This window comes from Citrobacter sp. GW821-FHT07H02 (genome assembly GCF_059418505.1).
Genome location: NZ_JBWKPZ010000015.1, coordinates 74,014 through 91,169 on the forward strand (window position 1 = coordinate 74,014; position 17,156 = coordinate 91,169).

Consider the following 17,156-nt stretch of genomic DNA (forward strand, 5'->3'; position numbering starts at 1 on the left):
TGGGCAGGCACTTAAACGATGCGGAACGCATCCACCAACACACAGCGACGCAGACGCACAAAGGTACGCGCGCTGGTCACCCCTTCCCCGGTTGGCGTGGTAATGGTCATGGTGGTCCAGCCTTCGCCGCCCAGTCCCAGTCCGGCAATGCACGGTCCGTTCTTGACGAAAATGCTGGTATCAATGGCATTCGCCATCCGGTTCATGTTGTCGATATTGCGCGAGTGCATCGCCGCCGTATGGTGACAACCCCCTTCAAGCGTGACCGCCAGCGCAATGGCTTCGTCGACGTTCGCCACCCGTACAACCGGCAATACCGGCATCATCAGTTCGGTGACGGCGAACGGGTGAGTGGCGGGCGTTTCGACGAATAACAGGCGCGTTTGCTCTGGCACATTCAGGCCAATCGCGGCGGCAATTTTCCCTGCGTCGCGTCCTACCCAGTCACGGCTAACCGTGCCTTTGCCGTTCTCATCAACATTTTTCAGCAGCACCGGCTGAAGCTGTTCGGCCTGAGCCGTAGTCAGTTTCACCGCCTGCTCGCTTTCCATCAGACGCATCAGCTCATCGGCGACGCTATCGACAACAATCAACACCTTCTCATCGGCGCAAATGATGTTGTTGTCGAAGGACGCCCCTTTGACGATGGACTGCGCGGCGCGTGCCAGGTCTGCGGTCTCATCCACCACCACTGGCGGGTTCCCCGCGCCTGCGGCAATCAGACGTTTATTGGTGTGTTTACGTGCAGCGTCCACCACCGCTTCGCCGCCGGTGACGACCAGCAGGCCAATGCCCGGGTACTTAAACAGGCGCTGCGCCGTTTCGATATCGGGGTTCGCGACGGTGACCAGCAGGTTTTCCGGACCGCCTGCCGCGACAACCGCCTGGTTGAGTAACGTGATGGCGCGTTGAGAAACGCCTTTCGCCGCCGGATGGGGCGCGAACACCACGCTGTTACCTGCGGCAATCAGGCTGATAGCGTTATTAATCACCGTCGCCGCCGGGTTGGTTGACGGGGTGACGGATGCCACCACGCCCCACGGCGCGTTTTCAATTAAAGTCAGGCCGTTATCGCCGGTCAAAACCTGGGGTGACAGACATTCCACACCCGGCGTACCGCGGGCCTGCGCCACGTTTTTGGCAAATTTATCTTCTACGCGTCCCATGCCGGTTTCAGAAACCGCAAGTTCCGCTAATTCTCTGGCGTGTTTTTCGCCCGCTTCACGAATAGCGTGAATCGCCAGCTGCCGCATCGCGACGCTTTTAAGCCCCTGCTGAGCCACTTTTGCGGCGGCAACCGCGTCATCCAGGGAGGCAAAGACGCCCATTTCATGAACAGTCTGGTCAGGCTGGCTGCTGTCTTTCATTTTCAGCAACACCGCTTTGACGACCTGTTCAATATCCTGTTGATTCATGATTTTCTGCCTTATTTATGGAAGATCACCTGACCACCGGCCACCACTTCATCGACGATGCCAATCACGCACAGGTCGACAGGAGACGCTTCGCTACGATGAGCCTGGCGAGCAGAACTGCCGCTGACCAGCAACACCCACTCCCCGGTTCCCGCCCCGATGCTGTCGATAGCAACGGCACACTGTCCGTCGGGATTTCCCTGGGAATCAATCATTTCCACCATCAACAATTTGTCATGCGCCAATCCCTGATGGCGTACGGTACAAACGATTTGTCCTGTGACGACTGCCAGTTTCATACCCGCCTCCGTGGCTTTTTCAGGTAAAACCTCCCCCTGCTCTCCAAAGAGAACACTGCGAAAAGGAGAGAGAGTGACGCCAGCCTGTGACGTCACATGGGGTGATTACATGTCGTTGCTGTCGCCTTTGAAGCTGATCGGGAACACTTCTTCCAGATCGCCATGCGGACGCGGAATAACATGCACAGAAACCAGCTCACCAATACGTTGCGCTGCGGCGGCACCGGCGTCGGTCGCCGCTTTGCAGGCTGCCACATCGCCACGAACCATGGCAGTACACAGGCCGCCACCGATCTGCTTCACGCCAACCAGCTTCACGCGTGCCGCTTTAACCATTGCGTCAGAAGCCTCAATCAGTGCAACCAGGCCCCGGGTTTCGATCATTCCTAATGCTTCCATTGTGTTTTCCTCGTTTAAAGGGTCCAGAACGGGACCTTATACAACCAGTGTGTGCGAGGCGTTTTCACGGCTCACGTCAGTCTGGCGCGGCACTGCTGCTACCAACGCCAGTTCGATAATTTCTTGCACGCTACAGCCTCGGGAAAGATCGTGGAGCGGCGCGGCAAGCCCTTGAATCAATGGCCCGACGGCGCGATAACCGCCCAAACGCTGTGCAATTTTGTAACCGATGTTGCCCGCTTCCAGCGACGGGAAGACCATCACATTGGCTTTCCCCTGTAACGGGCTGGTCGGCGCTTTTTGTGCCGCGACATCCGGCACAAACGCGGCGTCAAACTGCAATTCGCCATCCACCACCAGCTGCGGCGCACGTTCACGCACGATATCCGTCGCCTGTTGCACGTTGGCGACGTTGGGGTGACGCGCACTGCCGTTGCTGGAAAATGACAGCATCGCCACGCGCGGTTCAACGCCGGTAATCGTCTGCCAGGTGTCGGCGCTGGCAATGGCGATGTCCGCCAGCTGCGCCGCCGTTGGCTGCGGTACCACGCTGCAATCGGCAAACCCTAATGGCTGTCCGGTGTACTGCGGCAGCATCAGAAAAATGGACGACAGCGTTTTACAGCCCGGCTGTAAACCAATGAGGCGCAGCCCCGCACGCAGTACGTTCGCCGTTGACGACAGGTTGCCTGCGATACAGACATCCGCCTTGCCTGCGCTGACCATGGCGGCGGCGAACATCAGCGGATCGTTGAGTTTCTCCAGCGCATCCGGCGGCGTTTTCTCACCGGCCCGCGCCAGCCAACGCAGCGCAAATTCTTCACGCATCTGCAGATTGCTTTGTGGATCAATTACGCGAAGACCGTCCATGGCGATACGGTGCGTCAGGGAAAACTGGCGCATCTCAAACGGGCTGGCCACGAGAATCGGCTGCGCCAGCCCCTGCTGTTGCAGGTAATGCGCCGCTTTCAGCACGCGTACGTCCAGCGCGTCCGGGAAGACCACCCGGGCAGGCGAGTTTTTTGCCAACTCACGGCAACGTTCAATGATCATTGCCACCTCCCAGTCGTTGTTGAATTTGGCTGACCGTCTGCGGATGCTTCGCTACGCTCAGGATCATCATCACGTAGACGGTACTCGAGAGACGGTTCAGCGCCTGCAGGATATCCGGTCGCAGTACGTCGAAGCCGCGGGTAATAAAGACCTGGGCCGCCACCACTTCCGTTTCACGCACTTTGGTGCGCAGCAGATTGAGCAGCGCAGCATCGCGACCGTGGCTGGCTTCCGGCACCAGGTGATCGTGGTCAAGGTAGCGCAGCGGCTGATGAGAAAGCCGGTGCAGTTGTTCCTCGTTGAGTCCCACGATGGACTGCGCCGCCAGCGGCTCGTCCATCGCATCGGCGCGCATGATGTTGCCCAGACGCGAGCGAATGTCCGCAAGCCAGGGTTGCCACAGTTCCGGCAACTCAATTTGCAGCCACACCGTCAAGGCAATGGTGCTGTCCAGCGCGGCGCGAAAGCCCAGCCGTGGGTCGCTTTTGGCGACCATTTTGTCCGCCGTCAGATGGGTCAACGTGTCGGGCTTTTTCGTCACTTCCTGACGGCACAACTCACAGCTCGCCTGCGGGTGCGAGTCGCTGCTGGTCAAACCGTGTACCGGCTGCGGTTGCTGCTCCTCGTCATCGACAAACAGACTTCCTTGTTCATCCAGAAACTTAATGCGCAGGTGGCGGCTTTCCAGCAGTTCCCTGGCAGATGGCGTCAGGCGAGCATCAACGGGGAGGTGAATTTCAGCTCCTTCGCTGAGCGTGTGATTCGCTCTCAGCCATGCTTCAGTAATGAAATCCTTCATACATCCGCCTTAGCAGGACTGCCAATTCGCAGGCCAGGCCACATACAGGAATTTCACGGTCGATGGCGTACCAAATTCAATGCTGGAGCCTTTCGGGATGAACATCACATCCCCGGCTTTGGCAATCATGGTTTCGCCCTGGTGACGAACGTGGAGTTCCCCTTCCAGAATCATGTCGATTTCGTCGTAATTCAGCGTCCACGGGAAGAAGGCGTTTTCCCACTGCATAAAGCCAGCGGCCATGCTGCTACCGTCTTTGTCCGTCACTAAATCCGTTAAGCCGACACAGTGGGGTTCAGCACCGTCAAAACGGCCGAACTTCACGCTGCTGCCATCAATCACTTTCACGCCGCCTTTGCCGGTGACCGAGGTAAAGCTCGGCTGCATACCGCCTTGTTCCAGCGACTGTTTTTCCTTCATCACTTTGTCCATCAGCTGCGCGACGAGGCTTTCGGTGAACTGCCCTTCCGGCAACTGGGCGATGATGGTTTCACGAATACGCTGGCTGTCCGTTTTGCCGTCATCCACCGGAGTGGATGTCGCGGCGGCTACCGGGGTAGATTCGTCGCATTCGGTGATCGTGACACCCAGTAGCTCCGCAACTTCGCGGGCCTCCGGGGTGATGATGCTGGCGCGCAGAACAACCGACAATGCCTGTTCGCCACGTGCGTGAGCCGCACGAATGTCATTAGCTGTGATAAGTTTTTTCACCTGCCCCTTCCTCCTGTTCGGTAAGTGCTGCCAGATAATCCACCAGATGCTGCACGCTGTTCGGATCATGCGTATTGAGTTCGAAAACGGGGTCCTGAAACCCTAATCCGCGCAGTAATTGTCGCGTTGCGGCGACGTCGGCATCCGGTACGTCTGTTTTGCTGATCACGGCGATGTGTCGTTTACTGGCACCGATATCCAACAGCCCGGCAGGTAAGCGACTTTCTTTGTCATTTGCTGCATGAACATAAATCAGCGTATCGACATCCTGCAGCGTGGTAATTAAGGCGTGATACCAGCGAGGATGGCTAAAATATTCCCCAGGGGTGTCGATATCGCCGTTTTCATTAAATTCCACGGCCTGCGTTTTTCTGGCGAGGGAATAATTTCCCTGTAATGCGTTAAAAAGCGTTGTTTTCCCCGCGCCGACGGTGCCGACAAACGCAATTCGTTTCATGGCCGCCTCTCATTAGCTTTTTGTCAGATCGCACAACGTGAAATTTAATAGGCGTCCCAGGCCGCTGACCGTCTGTAATAACGCCTCTTCTACCGCGCCGACAGACCCATAAATCACCAGTGCACCGCTGAACCTGTCGAGAAAACCGATATGTACATCAGCCGCTTTCATGGCTAAGTCACCGGCAATCATCGCGGTTTCTCCTGGTGTCAGCGTCATAATGCCGATGGCTCCGGCTTCGGGAACGCCGATCTTTTTCGCCAGTTCGTCACCGGGGTGTGCAATGAGATGCGCCAGCGTGACCTGTTTTCCCGGTACAAATTCCTGAATGATGCGTTCTTTATCCATGACCCGTCGCCTGTGCTGAAACTTTCCTCATCGTGGCAATTTTTCGTCAGAGTAAATAACAAAATTCGGCAAGCTGGTTTAAAAGGTGAGATGGATCACTAAGAATGGGGATATAAAAAAGCGCGGGAGAAACCCGCGCCTGAATTAATTAAAGTGAAATTACAGCGGTTGTGTTTGCGCTTCCACCACGGCCAGCGCCACCATATTCACGATACGGCGAACAGAGGCGATCGGCGTTAATACGTGAACCGGTTTAGAGACGCCCATCAACACAGGTCCCACCGTGACGCCTTCGGAGCTGGAGACGCGCAGTAAGTTGTAACTAATGCGGGCGGCTTCCATGTTCGGCATCACCAGAATATTGGCCGACCCTTTCAGCGGACTGTCAGGCATCCGGTCATTACGGATACTCTCCACCAACGCGGCGTCCCCGTGCATTTCGCCGTCGATCATCAGATCAGGCGCCCGCGCTTTGATCAGTTCCAGCGTCGTGCGCATTTTGCCAGCGGATGGACAGTTAGAGGAGCCAAAGTTGGAGTGTGACAGCAGCGCCACTTTCGGTTCGATGCCAAAACGACGCACGGTTTCTGCCGCCATCAGGGCAATTTCAGCCAACTCTTCCGGGCCTGGATCATCGTTGACATAGGTGTCTGCAATGAAGGTGTTACCGCTTGGCAGCAGCAAAGCGTTCATCGCGCCTGCCGTGTGTACGCCTTCGCGATAACCGAAGATATCCTTCACCACGCTGAAATGTTCGTGATAGTCGCCGATAGTCCCGCAGATCATCGCATCCGCTTCGCCACGCTGCACCATGATTGCGCCAATCACCGTCGTATTACTGATCACCGCACGCTGCGCTTGCTCCTGGGTGATCCCCCGGCGCTTCATGATCTGGTAGTACTCGCTCCAGTACTCTTTAAAGCGCGGATCAGATTCATTGTTGACGATCTCAAAATCGACGCCGGCTTTGATCTGCAAACCCAGTTTTTGAATGCGCATTTCGATCACGCTCGGACGGCCAACAAGGATCGGTTTCGCCAGCCCCAGGGTGATCAACTCCTGCGTGGCATGCAGGACTCGCGCCTCTTCCCCTTCTGTCAGCACCACGCGTTTTGGCGCTTTGCGGGCCAGAGAGAAGATAGGCTTCATGAACAGGTTGGTTTTATAAACAAACTCGGTCAGTTTATCGATGTAGGCATCAAAATCAGCAATCGGACGCGTCGCCACGCCGGAATCCATCGCCGCTTTCGCCACCGCAGGGGCGATCTTGACGATCAGACGCGGATCGAACGGTTTTGGAATAATGTAGTCCGGGCCGAAGCTCAGATCCTGATCGCCATAGGCAGAAGCCACTACTTCGCTTTGCTCCGCATGCGCCAGTTCAGCAATGGCATGCACCGCCGCCAGTTTCATCTCTTCGTTGATCGCCGTAGCGCCCACATCCAGCGCGCCACGGAAGATGAACGGGAAGCACAGAACGTTGTTCACCTGGTTTGGATAGTCAGAACGACCGGTACAGATAATGGCGTCCGAACGAACCTCTTTCGCCAGCGGCGGCAGGATTTCAGGTTCCGGGTTGGCCAGCGCCAGAATCATCGGCGCGCGGGCCATTTTTTTCACCATCTCAGGCGTGAGGACTTTTGGCCCTGAACAGCCGAGGAAAATGTCCGCGCCGTCAATCACATCATCCAGCGTACGTTTGCCGTCGTCCTCCACCGCGTAAGCCGCTTTGGTTTCCGCCATATTCGGTTCGCGGTCTTTGTAGATAACGCCTTTCGAGTCGCAGACGACAATGTTGTGCTTCTGCATCCCGAGCGCCACCAGCAGGTTCATACAGGCAATCGCCGCCGCCCCTGCGCCGGAGACCACCATACGCACGTCAGAGATGTTTTTCTCCACCACGCGCAGGCCATTCAGAATGGCGGCGGTGCTGATGATCGCAGTACCGTGCTGATCGTCGTGGAATACCGGAATATTCATGCGTTCGCGCAGTTTTTGCTCAATGTAGAAACATTCTGGCGCTTTGATATCTTCAAGGTTAATACCGCCAAACGTTGGTTCAAGCGCCGCGACGACATTGATAAATTTATCCGGGTCGAGTTCATCCACTTCAATGTCGAAGACATCAATGCCGGCAAACTTTTTAAACAGAACGCCTTTGCCTTCCATCACCGGTTTACCTGCCAGGGCGCCGATATTGCCCAGCCCAAGTACCGCCGTACCGTTGGAGATCACCGCGACCAGGTTGCCACGCGCAGTGTATTTGTAGGCCGCCAGCGGATCCTTTGCAATTTCAAGACAGGGGGCCGCCACGCCTGGCGAGTAGGCCAGTGCAAGATCGCGCTGGGTGGCAAGAGGCTTGGTTGGAGAAACCTGGATTTTACCCGGCACAGGAAATTCGTGGAAATCAAGGGCGCTTTGTCTTAACTGGTCATCCATCTTGTTGTTCCTTTCACGTATCGATCAAAAAAGTGGCGCGGTTCAATTGAGCCGCACATTATCGCCTTACTGGGCGGCACAAACTTTGAACGTCACCAAACTCTCACTACTCAAAGAAAGAATTTGTTATCAATTTATAACTGCCATGTTACCTGCTTAAACCAGCAATACCATGCCCGTCTGCTATGCTTTTTTGTGATATACCCCATGAATTTCTCAGAAGTGTGAATCACAGCACTCAGCTAACACTTTACTTTTCAAGGAGTATTTCTTATGAACCAGTTAGACGGTATCAAACAATTCACGACAGTCGTAGCCGACAGTGGTGATATTGAGTCTATTCGTCATTATCACCCTCAGGATGCCACGACCAACCCCTCGCTGTTGCTGAAGGCCGCCGGGCTAGCCCAGTACGGTCATCTGGTTGACGACGCGGTTGTCTGGGGCAAACATCACGGGAAAACCCAGCGTGAGCAGGTGGCTGAAGCCTGCGACAAACTGGCGGTCAATTTCGGTACGGAGATTCTGAATAGCATTCCCGGTCGCGTGTCGACCGAAGTGGATGCGCGTCTCTCTTTCGATAAAGAGAAGAGCATTCAAAAAGCGCGCCATCTGGTAGACCTCTACCAACAACAAGGTGTCGAAAAGTCACGGATCCTTATCAAGCTGGCTTCAACCTGGGAAGGCATTCGTGCCGCAGAGCAGCTTGAAAAAGAGGGGATCAACTGCAACCTGACGCTGCTGTTTTCGTTTGCGCAAGCACGTGCCTGCGCCGAAGCGGGCGTATTTCTGATCTCGCCCTTTGTCGGTCGTATTTACGATTGGTATCAGGCGCGCAGCCCGATGGATCCGTACGTGGTCGATGAAGATCCGGGCGTGAAATCAGTACGTAACATCTACGACTACTTCAAGCAGCATCGCTATGACACCATCGTCATGGGCGCCAGCTTCCGTCGCACCGAACAAATTCTGGCGCTGACCGGCTGCGATCGTCTGACTATCGCCCCTAACCTGCTAAAAGAGCTACAGGATAACGAGGACCCGGTGGTCCGCAAACTGGTGCCATCCTCCCAGGCGCTCCCCCGCCCAACGCCAATGACGGAAGCGGAATTCCGCTGGGAACACAATCAGGACGCGATGGCAGTAGAAAAATTATCGGACGGCATTCGTCTGTTCGCCGTTGACCAACGCAAACTGGAAGACCTGCTTGCTGCCAAACTGTAAACCTTGCCACGGAGTGATTTATGACCCGTAAAGATCTTGCCAATGCTGTTCGTGCGCTGAGTATGGATGCCGTGCAAAAAGCCAATTCCGGACATCCCGGTGCGCCAATGGGGATGGCCGATATCGCCGAAGTGCTGTGGAATGATTTTCTCCGCCACAATCCCGCTGACCCCGGCTGGCACGATCGTGACCGCTTTATTTTGTCCAACGGTCACGCGTCCATGCTGCTGTACAGCCTCCTGCATCTTTCCGGGTACGACCTGCCGTTAGAAGAGTTAAAGAACTTCCGCCAGTTGCACTCCAAAACGCCGGGACACCCGGAGATCGGCTATACGCCGGGTGTCGAGACCACAACGGGACCGCTGGGCCAGGGCTTAGCCAATGCCGTCGGGATGGCTGTCGCCGAGCGTACGCTGGCGGCGCAGTTTAATCAGCCCGGTCATGAGATTGTCGATCACTTCACCTATGTGTTTATGGGCGACGGTTGCCTGATGGAAGGGATCTCCCACGAGGCGTGTTCGCTGGCGGGCACGTTGGGGCTGGGCAAACTGATCGGTTTTTACGATCACAACGGCATCTCCATTGATGGCGAAACCAAAGGGTGGTTTACCGATGACACAGCAAAACGCTTTGAAGCGTACCACTGGCATGTGGTGGAGGAGATCGACGGCCATGACCCGGAAGCGGTGAAAAAAGCGATTTTGCAAGCGCAGAGCGTGAAAGATAAACCGTCGCTGATTCTTTGCCGGACGGTGATTGGCTTTGGCTCACCGAATAAAGCCGGTAAAGAAGAGGCGCACGGCGCGCCGCTTGGCCAGGAAGAAGTGGCATTATCGCGCCAGAAACTGGGCTGGCATCATCCTGCCTTTGAGATCCCTAAAGAGATTTATCAGGCCTGGGATGCCCATGAAAAAGGCGGGAAAACGCAGCAGGCGTGGCAAGAGAAGTTCGCCGCCTATGCAAAAGCTTACCCCGATTTGGCCGCAGAGTTTACCCGCAGGATGAACGGCGACCTGCCCAAATCCTGGGAAAAGACCACCCAAAAATATATCGCCGAACTCCAGTCTAATCCGGCTAAAATCGCCACCCGTAAAGCCTCGCAGAACACATTGAATGTCTACGGCCCACTGCTGCCGGAACTGCTCGGTGGGTCGGCCGATCTCGCCCCCAGCAACCTGACCATCTGGAAAGGCTCCACTTCATTGACGGAGGATCTGGCCGGAAACTATATCCACTACGGCGTACGCGAATTCGGCATGACCGCCATTGCCAACGGCATCGCCCATCACGGCGGATTCTTACCCTACACCGCCACCTTCCTGATGTTTGTTGAATACGCCCGCAACGCAGCCCGAATGGCAGCGCTAATGAAAGCCCGGCAAATCATGGTCTATACCCATGACTCTATCGGTCTGGGTGAAGACGGTCCGACGCACCAGGCGGTGGAGCAGCTAGCGAGCCTGCGACTGACGCCAAACTTCAGCACCTGGCGTCCGTGCGATCAGGTCGAAGCGGCAGTCGGCTGGAAACTGGCCGTTGAGCGTCGCAGCGGCCCGACGGCGCTGATCCTCTCCCGCCAGAACCTGGCTCAGATTGAGCGCACACCCGAGCAGGTCAAAGACATCGCCCGCGGCGGGTATGTGTTGAAAGACAGCGGAGGAAAACCGGATGTGATCCTGATAGCGACCGGTTCTGAAATGGAGATAACGCTACAGGCCGCAGAAAAGCTGACCGGAGAAGGCCGCAATGTCCGCGTTGTTTCCCTCCCTTCAACAGATATTTTCGACGCCCAGGATGACGCGTACCGGGAATCAGTTTTGCCCTCGAACGTCAGCGCACGCGTGGCTATCGAGGCGGGAATTGCCGACTACTGGTACAAATATGTCGGGCTGAAAGGGGCCATCGTCGGGATGACCAGTTACGGGGAATCTGCGCCTGCGGAAAAACTGTTCCCCCACTTTGGCTTTACGGTTGAGAACATTGTGGAGAAAGCACACAAGGTTTTGAACGCCTGATGTATGCAACGCCGGATGACGACGCTAACGCGTCTTATCCGGCCTACAGATAGCTTTTCGTAGGTCGGATAAGACGCAGTCGCCATCCGACAGAAAATTAACGCGTGATCCACAGTGTGGGCCACGCGTCTGGCCCATGCCAGTTGTCGCAGCTTGGCTCCTGGGCATAGCGCACCAGACGAAAACGCTGGCCGTCAAAACGCCAGCGGGTCTGAATGCCGCAGTCGGTCAATCCCCGCCCTTTTGCCAGCGTCACCAGCTCACGCGATTTTTCATCAAACGTGGCGTTCATCAGTTCCATATCGTTACTTTCCGCACCGGAATTAAACGGCAAGCGTAGACGCAGCGATCGGGAGGTCAGCGGTTTTTTGCGCGAAACAATCCACGCCAGATCAATGGTGTTATAAGCGCCAGCCTCGCAGCCTATCATCATCAGCGTTTTGTCATCCGTCAGAGCGGTGACCCGAACCTCGCGACGCATCGGGTCCAGCGAACAGCGAAAACCATTCATTCGCCAGTTGGCGTACTCCAGCAGATCGCTGCGTTCTTCATCAGACAGGGGGGTCGGCGTTGGGTTAATCACAGCCACCCCTTTTAGCGCAGGCGCAGGCGGCACGCTGAGCGGCGGATCGTCGCCTTTTTCAATCCATGCCGTTTCACTGCCCACGCGCTTTTGCTGAGAATCGATAAACAGTAAGGCAGCCTTTAATCCCTCCAGCGAAAGGATCTGTGGCCCTCCGCTCAGAGTAATCGCCCGGGATTCCTGAATGGTCTGCAAAAATGACGTGATAGTTGTCGCATCGCCCGTCATCAGATGCCACGGTGAGATCTGCCAGTTTTGCGCGTCCAGTGTCAGCGGCTTTCCTTCCAGCAATAAACGCGGCGCAATATCCGCTTCGTTCGCGTCGGGGGGCGTCAATCCACCCAGATCGATGCGTAAAACGGCATCCGTGCGCGCGCCAGCGCTGCGACTCAGGGTCATGACCAGGCCATGATGCTCACCGCTGTTTCTCGCCACGCAGAAATTTTGATTATTACAGGTCACCTGCCAGTCGGAAAACGACTGTTGTGCTGGCGCCGCCCACGTAAATCGGGCCGCGATGACGCTGAGCAGGAAAATGAAAATAACGCGATAGCGCATGGACGGTACGAACCCCAGAAGTCAAACAACCTACACAGTGAGTATCTTCGTTGGGGTTCCCATCCGGCTCAATCAGATTTATCGGATTACGTTAATAAATGTAAATAATTATAACATTTATTTATCAGTCCATTAGATGCGATGACTGTAAATAATTGAGTAATAACACCGTCTTACCGTCCCGTATTTCGCCAGATTTGATCATCTCCAGCGCCTGGGTAAAGGGCAACTCCAGTACGTCAATATCTTCATCTTCCACGCCCCCACCGGCATTGGCGCGCTGGCTATCGCTGTATTCAGCAATGAAGAAGTGGATAAGCTCCGTCACCCCGCCCGGCGACATATACAGCTCAAACAGTTTCCTCACTTCCCCCACTTCGTACCCGGTCTCTTCGATCGCTTCTTTGCGGATACAGGTTTCCGGCTCGTCGTTATCCAGCAAACCCGCACAGGTTTCAATCAATTGACCCGTTTCATTGCCATTAACCCAGGTGGCAACACGAAACTGGCGGATCAGAACGACCGTTTTTTTCTCTGCGTTGTACAGCAGAATCGTCGCGCCGTTTCCGCGATCGTACACCTCACGTTTGTGGCGGATGACGTCACCATTTTGGCGAGTCAGATCGTAGGTGATATTGCGCAGGATGAAGTAGTTATCAGAGAGGACTTTATCTTTGATGAGGGTAATTTTTTGCGACATACCGGCTCCACAGCGAGAAGTGAATCACCATACTACGCCGTGAAACCGGATTTGTCGTCAGCCCGACCTAGTGAGATTTGACTGATTTTATCCCCAACCAGTCGATCATCCCCTGCGCGGCATGCCGCCCTTCCGCCATTGCCGTGACCACCAGATCGGCGCCGCGTACCGCATCGCCTCCAGCGAAGATTTTCGGATTGGTCGTCTGATAACGGAAAGCGCTTTCGACGTTAGCCGCAATCCGCCCCCAATCATCGACTTTCACCCCGTGCGCTTCCAGCCACGGCATGCCGTGAGGATGAAAACCAAATGCCATAATGACCGCGTCCGCCGGCATGACAAACTCGCTGCCTGCGACAGGCACCGGACGGCGTCGTCCTTGCGCATCGGGTTCGCCCAGTTGAGTACGCAGGAAGCGCACGCCGCTCACGCGTCCTTCATCGTTGAGCACCAGATCAACCGGCTGTACGTTGAACTCGAAATTTGCCCCTTCTTCCCTGGCGTTTTTCACCTCTTTCTTCGAACCCGGCATGTTGACTTCATCACGGCGATAAGCACAGGTGACCTGACTGGCTCCGTGGCGCAGCGCCGTACGCACACAATCCATTGCCGTGTCGCCGCCGCCCAATACCACGACATTCAGCCCCGCGGTATCAATAAAGGGTTCATCCGGCGATTCATCAATTCCCATCACGTTTTTCGTATTGGCGATCAGGAACGGCAGCGCGTCGTAAACCCCCGGCGCATCTTCGTTAGGCAGATCGGCTTTCATGGAGCGGTAGGTTCCCACCCCCACGAAGACGGCATCGAAATCGTCCAGCAGCGCTTCAAGAGTCACCTCTTTGCCCACTTCACAATTCAGCTCAAAATGGATCCCCATTGCGCTGAAGATTTCCCGACGGCGCGCCAGCAGGGATTTATCCAGCTTGAAGGCCGGGATGCCAAATGTCAGTAAGCCGCCGATCTCCGGATGACGATCGAACACCGTCGCACTCACGCCATGACGCGCCAGCACATCGGCACAGGCCAAACCTGCCGGCCCCGCGCCGATGATGGCGACACGTTTGTCGACCTTCTGAACACCGCTCAGGTCGGGGTGCCAACCTTTACTCAACGCCCGGTCGGAAATGTAGCGCTCAATGTTGCCGATAGTGATCGCGCCGTGCTCGTCACGAACGGTACACGCGCCTTCACACAGCCTGTCCTGGGGGCAAACGCGCCCGGTAATTTCCGGCAGGCAGTTAGTCTGGTGGGAGAGCTCCACCGCCGCGTCTATGTTTCCGGCTTTGACGAGTTCTATCCACTGCGGAATATGGTTGTGCAATGGGCAGGTCCATTCGCAGATACTGTGTTCGCCGCACTTCAGGCAGCGCGACGCCTCACGCTGGGCCTGGGCCGTGCGAAATGGCAGATAAATTTCTTCAAAGGTGGTTTTTCGCGCCTCAATCGCCAGCTTGTCCGGCTCACCGCGCGGCGGCGTCGCCTGCATCTGCTCCACTTTGCTCATGACGTAAGGCGTCATCCCGGTGGCGTCAGCATGCCAGGGTTGACTTTCCTGACGTGCCGTACGCAAACGGCGCGCTTTAGACAAGCTGGCGAGGGACGATTCCGTCACCAGTTGCAACGCATTGGCCGGGCAGTTTTCGACGCAGGCCGGACCGCCTTCACGCTCCTGACACAAATCGCATTTGTGCGCCGTGGCTTTGACCTGATCGCGGGCGACCGGCGTTAGCACAATTTGCATGGTGCCAAACGGACAGGCGACCACGCAGGATTTGCAGCCGATGCATTTCTGCTGGTTCACCTGCACGCTGTTGTTGACGTGGCTTATCGCGCCGTTAGGACAGCTTCGGGCGCAGGGTGCATCTTCGCAGTGGTGGCAGGTCACCGCGCTGCGCTGATGCTGATGTTTGATAACCGTAATCCTGGGTTGATAATGTTGTTGGCTCAGTACATGTTGCTCTGCATTGTGGGCCATCACGCAGGCGACCTCACAGGCATGGCATCCCAGGCACTGCTGGCTGTTAGCCATAATAAAACGATTCATGGCGACCTTCTGTTTTGGTTGTAAAAACCTTATTCTTTATAGGAACAATGTTATTAACCGACCCGACAAAGGTCGGCAATGTCCATTTGCCCAGGATGGGCAACTATTTCTCCAGAACCTGTGGCAGATCAATTTATTTCATGGCAGGTGAAATTGCGTTTTAGTTAATTAAGGACTTTCTCTATCATTTCATCACCTGCGCTTTACCCATTGCCTTTGTACAGAGGATTACGCGTGTGACGGTCAAACGCCCCGTCTCGGCCAGCCTGGCCCGGGCATTTTTTTACATTGTTTTGCTGTCGATACTTTCTACCGGTGTCGCGTTGCTGACGCTTGCCAGCAGTTTGCAGGATGCCGAAGCCATCAATATTTCTGGCTCACTGCGTATGCAAAGCTATCGGCTGGGCTACGACCTGCAAAGCCGCAGCCCCCAGTTGAATGCGCACCGCCAGCTGTTCCAGCAAACCCTGAACTCGCCGGTGCTGCAAAAACTGAATACCTGGTACGTTCCGGACGCGGTAAAAAGCGGCTACGCGCGACTGCATGCTAACTGGCTGGAAATGGACGCACGACTGGTCGACGGCGATTTACCGTGGTATCAAAAAAACATCAACGCGTATGTCGATCAGATAGATTTGTATGTGCTGGCGCTCCAGCGCTACGCCGAGCGGAAAATGATGCTGGTCGTCGGCATCTCACTGGCGGGCGGGATTGGGATTTTTACGCTGGTCTTCTTTACGCTGCGGCGGATTCGCCAACAGGTCGTGCGGCCGCTCAACCAACTGGTGATGGCGAGCCAGCGTATTGAACACGGGCAGTTTGACACTCCGCCGCTGGATACCGGTTTACCCAACGAACTGGGGTTGCTCGCAAAAACCTTTAATCAGATGTCGAGCGAACTGTATAAACTTTATCGTTCGCTCGAGGCCTCTGTCGAAGAGAAAACCCACGACCTGCATGAAGCCAACCGTCAACTTGAGGTGCTCTATCAGTGCTCGCAGGCGCTGAATACCAGTCAGATCGATGTGCACTGTTTCCGTCATATTCTGAAGATCGTGCGGGAAAATGACGCCGCGTATTATCTGGAGTTGACCGTCGGCGACAACTGGCGCATCAGCGAAGGGACGCTGAGTGCCGATCTCCCGTTGCAAATCTTGCCCGTCACCATGCAGGAGACGGTCTACGGTGAGTTGCACTGGCAAAGCCCCAACGTTAATGCCTCTGCACCGCTGCTGAACAGCGTTTCAAGTATGCTGGGGCGCGGGTTGTACTTTAACCAGGCGCAGAAACACTTCCAGCAGTTGCTGTTGATGGAAGAACGCGCGACCATCGCCCGCGAACTGCACGACTCGCTGGCGCAGATGCTTTCCTATTTACGCATTCAGCTCACCTTGTTAAAACGCTCGGTGGCGGAAGAGAACGCGGTAGCACAATCGATCCTCTCCGATTTTTCCGTCGCGTTAAATGATGCCTGGCGTCAATTGCGTGAGCTGCTCACCACCTTCCGTCTGACGCTGCAGCAGGCCGATTTGCCCTCGGCATTGCACGAAATGCTCGATACCCTGCAAAATCAAACCTCCGCTAAACTGTCTCTGGACTGCCGCTTGCCCACGCTGGCGCTGGATGCGCAAATGCAGGTGCATTTATTGCAGATTATCCGGGAGGCGGTGTTAAACGCCATTAAACATGCCGACGCCACCGAGATTGCCGTCAGTTGCGTCACCGCACCGGACGGAAATCATACCGTCTACATTCGGGATAATGGCGTGGGGATCGGCGAACCAAACGAGCCACCGGGGCACTATGGTCTGAACATTATGCGTGAGCGTGCTGAAAGACTCAGCGGTACCTTACTTTTTTCACAACCTTCCGGGGGAGGTACGCTGGTGAGTATCAGTTTCCGGTCTTCAGATACTGAAGAGAGTCAACTGACGTAAAAAATGGCAAAGCGTCAGAAAACCTGAATACAGGCCAGACGCGACAGGCACAAAACGTACGCTGTAAATGGGCATGATAATTTACATTATCTCCTTTTTTTCTCCACGTTTGCCTGACGCCTTGCCGCTACAGTGATGCAAGTCATACCCATAACGATACGTAGAAACACGA

Annotated in this window: 15 protein-coding genes; 3 read left to right on the forward strand and 12 right to left on the reverse strand. The window is 55.5% G+C overall.

What is annotated here, in order from left to right:
- Positions 1-11: 11 nt before the first annotated feature.
- The 9 genes from AC07NP_RS15375 to maeB all read right to left on the reverse strand — a co-directional run bounded on the left by AC07NP_RS15375 (position 12) and on the right by maeB (position 7,920).
- Positions 12-1,415, reverse strand: coding sequence for an aldehyde dehydrogenase family protein (locus AC07NP_RS15375; RefSeq protein ID WP_494660978.1), 1,404 nt, complete (start codon positions 1,413-1,415; stop codon positions 12-14).
- 11 nt (positions 1,416-1,426) lie between these two features.
- Complete coding sequence (eutN, locus tag AC07NP_RS15380) at positions 1,427-1,714, reverse strand: ethanolamine utilization microcompartment protein EutN (protein ID WP_162379037.1); 288 nt, start codon at positions 1,712-1,714, stop codon at positions 1,427-1,429.
- Between the two features lie 105 nt (positions 1,715-1,819).
- Positions 1,820-2,113, reverse strand: coding sequence for an ethanolamine utilization microcompartment protein EutM (gene eutM, locus AC07NP_RS15385; protein ID WP_005121908.1), 294 nt, complete (start codon positions 2,111-2,113; stop codon positions 1,820-1,822).
- Positions 2,114-2,149: 36 nt separating this feature from the next.
- Positions 2,150-3,166: a phosphate acetyltransferase gene (gene pta / locus AC07NP_RS15390; RefSeq protein ID WP_494660979.1), complete on the reverse strand. Its 1,017-nt coding sequence runs from the start codon at positions 3,164-3,166 to the stop codon at positions 2,150-2,152.
- The gene (gene eutT, locus AC07NP_RS15395) at positions 3,156-3,965 is read right to left on the reverse strand and encodes an ethanolamine utilization cob(I)yrinic acid a,c-diamide adenosyltransferase EutT (RefSeq protein WP_276294402.1); all 810 of its coding nucleotides are present in this window, start codon (positions 3,963-3,965) and stop codon (positions 3,156-3,158) included. The genes pta and eutT overlap by 11 nt, the downstream gene beginning before the upstream one ends.
- Positions 3,966-3,974: 9 nt before the next feature.
- A complete protein-coding gene (eutQ, locus tag AC07NP_RS15400; protein ID WP_494660980.1) occupies positions 3,975-4,676 on the reverse strand; it encodes an ethanolamine utilization acetate kinase EutQ in 702 nt (233 codons plus the stop codon).
- Positions 4,654-5,133 carry an ethanolamine utilization acetate kinase EutP gene (eutP, locus tag AC07NP_RS15405; protein ID WP_192613011.1) on the reverse strand — a complete coding sequence of 160 codons (480 nt, stop codon included), beginning with the start codon at positions 5,131-5,133 and terminating at the stop codon, positions 4,654-4,656. Before eutP ends, eutQ begins: the two co-directional genes overlap by 23 nt.
- A gap of 12 nt (positions 5,134-5,145) precedes the next feature.
- Positions 5,146-5,481 carry an ethanolamine utilization microcompartment protein EutS gene (eutS, locus tag AC07NP_RS15410; RefSeq protein ID WP_192613012.1) on the reverse strand — a complete coding sequence of 112 codons (336 nt, stop codon included), beginning with the start codon at positions 5,479-5,481 and terminating at the stop codon, positions 5,146-5,148.
- 159 nt (positions 5,482-5,640) lie between these two features.
- Positions 5,641-7,920, reverse strand: coding sequence for an NADP-dependent oxaloacetate-decarboxylating malate dehydrogenase (gene maeB, locus AC07NP_RS15415; RefSeq protein ID WP_494660981.1), 2,280 nt, complete (start codon positions 7,918-7,920; stop codon positions 5,641-5,643).
- Positions 7,921-8,193: 273 nt separating this feature from the next.
- Here maeB and tal point away from each other — a divergent pair, with 273 nt between their 5' ends.
- Together tal and tkt are read left to right on the forward strand one after the other, a co-directional pair.
- Entirely contained in the window at positions 8,194-9,144 is a 951-nt protein-coding gene (gene tal / locus AC07NP_RS15420; protein ID WP_494660982.1) for a transaldolase, read from the forward strand.
- Positions 9,145-9,164: 20 nt separating this feature from the next.
- Positions 9,165-11,159 (forward strand): transketolase, encoded by a 1,995-nt coding sequence (gene tkt / locus AC07NP_RS15425; protein ID WP_494660983.1) that lies wholly within the window; start codon positions 9,165-9,167, stop codon positions 11,157-11,159.
- A gap of 97 nt (positions 11,160-11,256) precedes the next feature.
- Here tkt and AC07NP_RS15430 read toward each other — a convergent pair whose 3' ends face one another.
- From AC07NP_RS15430 to aegA, 3 genes are all read right to left on the reverse strand, one after another.
- Positions 11,257-12,300, reverse strand: coding sequence for a DUF1176 domain-containing protein (locus tag AC07NP_RS15430; protein ID WP_494660984.1), 1,044 nt, complete (start codon positions 12,298-12,300; stop codon positions 11,257-11,259).
- Between the two features lie 124 nt (positions 12,301-12,424).
- Positions 12,425-13,000, reverse strand: coding sequence for a GDP-mannose pyrophosphatase NudK (gene nudK, locus AC07NP_RS15435; RefSeq protein ID WP_203360466.1), 576 nt, complete (start codon positions 12,998-13,000; stop codon positions 12,425-12,427).
- A gap of 67 nt (positions 13,001-13,067) precedes the next feature.
- Positions 13,068-15,047: a formate-dependent uric acid utilization protein AegA gene (gene aegA / locus AC07NP_RS15440; protein WP_494660985.1), complete on the reverse strand. Its 1,980-nt coding sequence runs from the start codon at positions 15,045-15,047 to the stop codon at positions 13,068-13,070.
- 236 nt (positions 15,048-15,283) lie between these two features.
- Between aegA and narQ the strand changes: the two genes are divergently transcribed.
- Positions 15,284-16,984, forward strand: a complete 1,701-nt coding sequence (gene narQ / locus AC07NP_RS15445; RefSeq protein ID WP_494660986.1) for a nitrate/nitrite two-component system sensor histidine kinase NarQ — start codon at positions 15,284-15,286, stop codon at positions 16,982-16,984.
- The last annotated feature ends 172 nt before the right edge of the window (positions 16,985-17,156 follow it).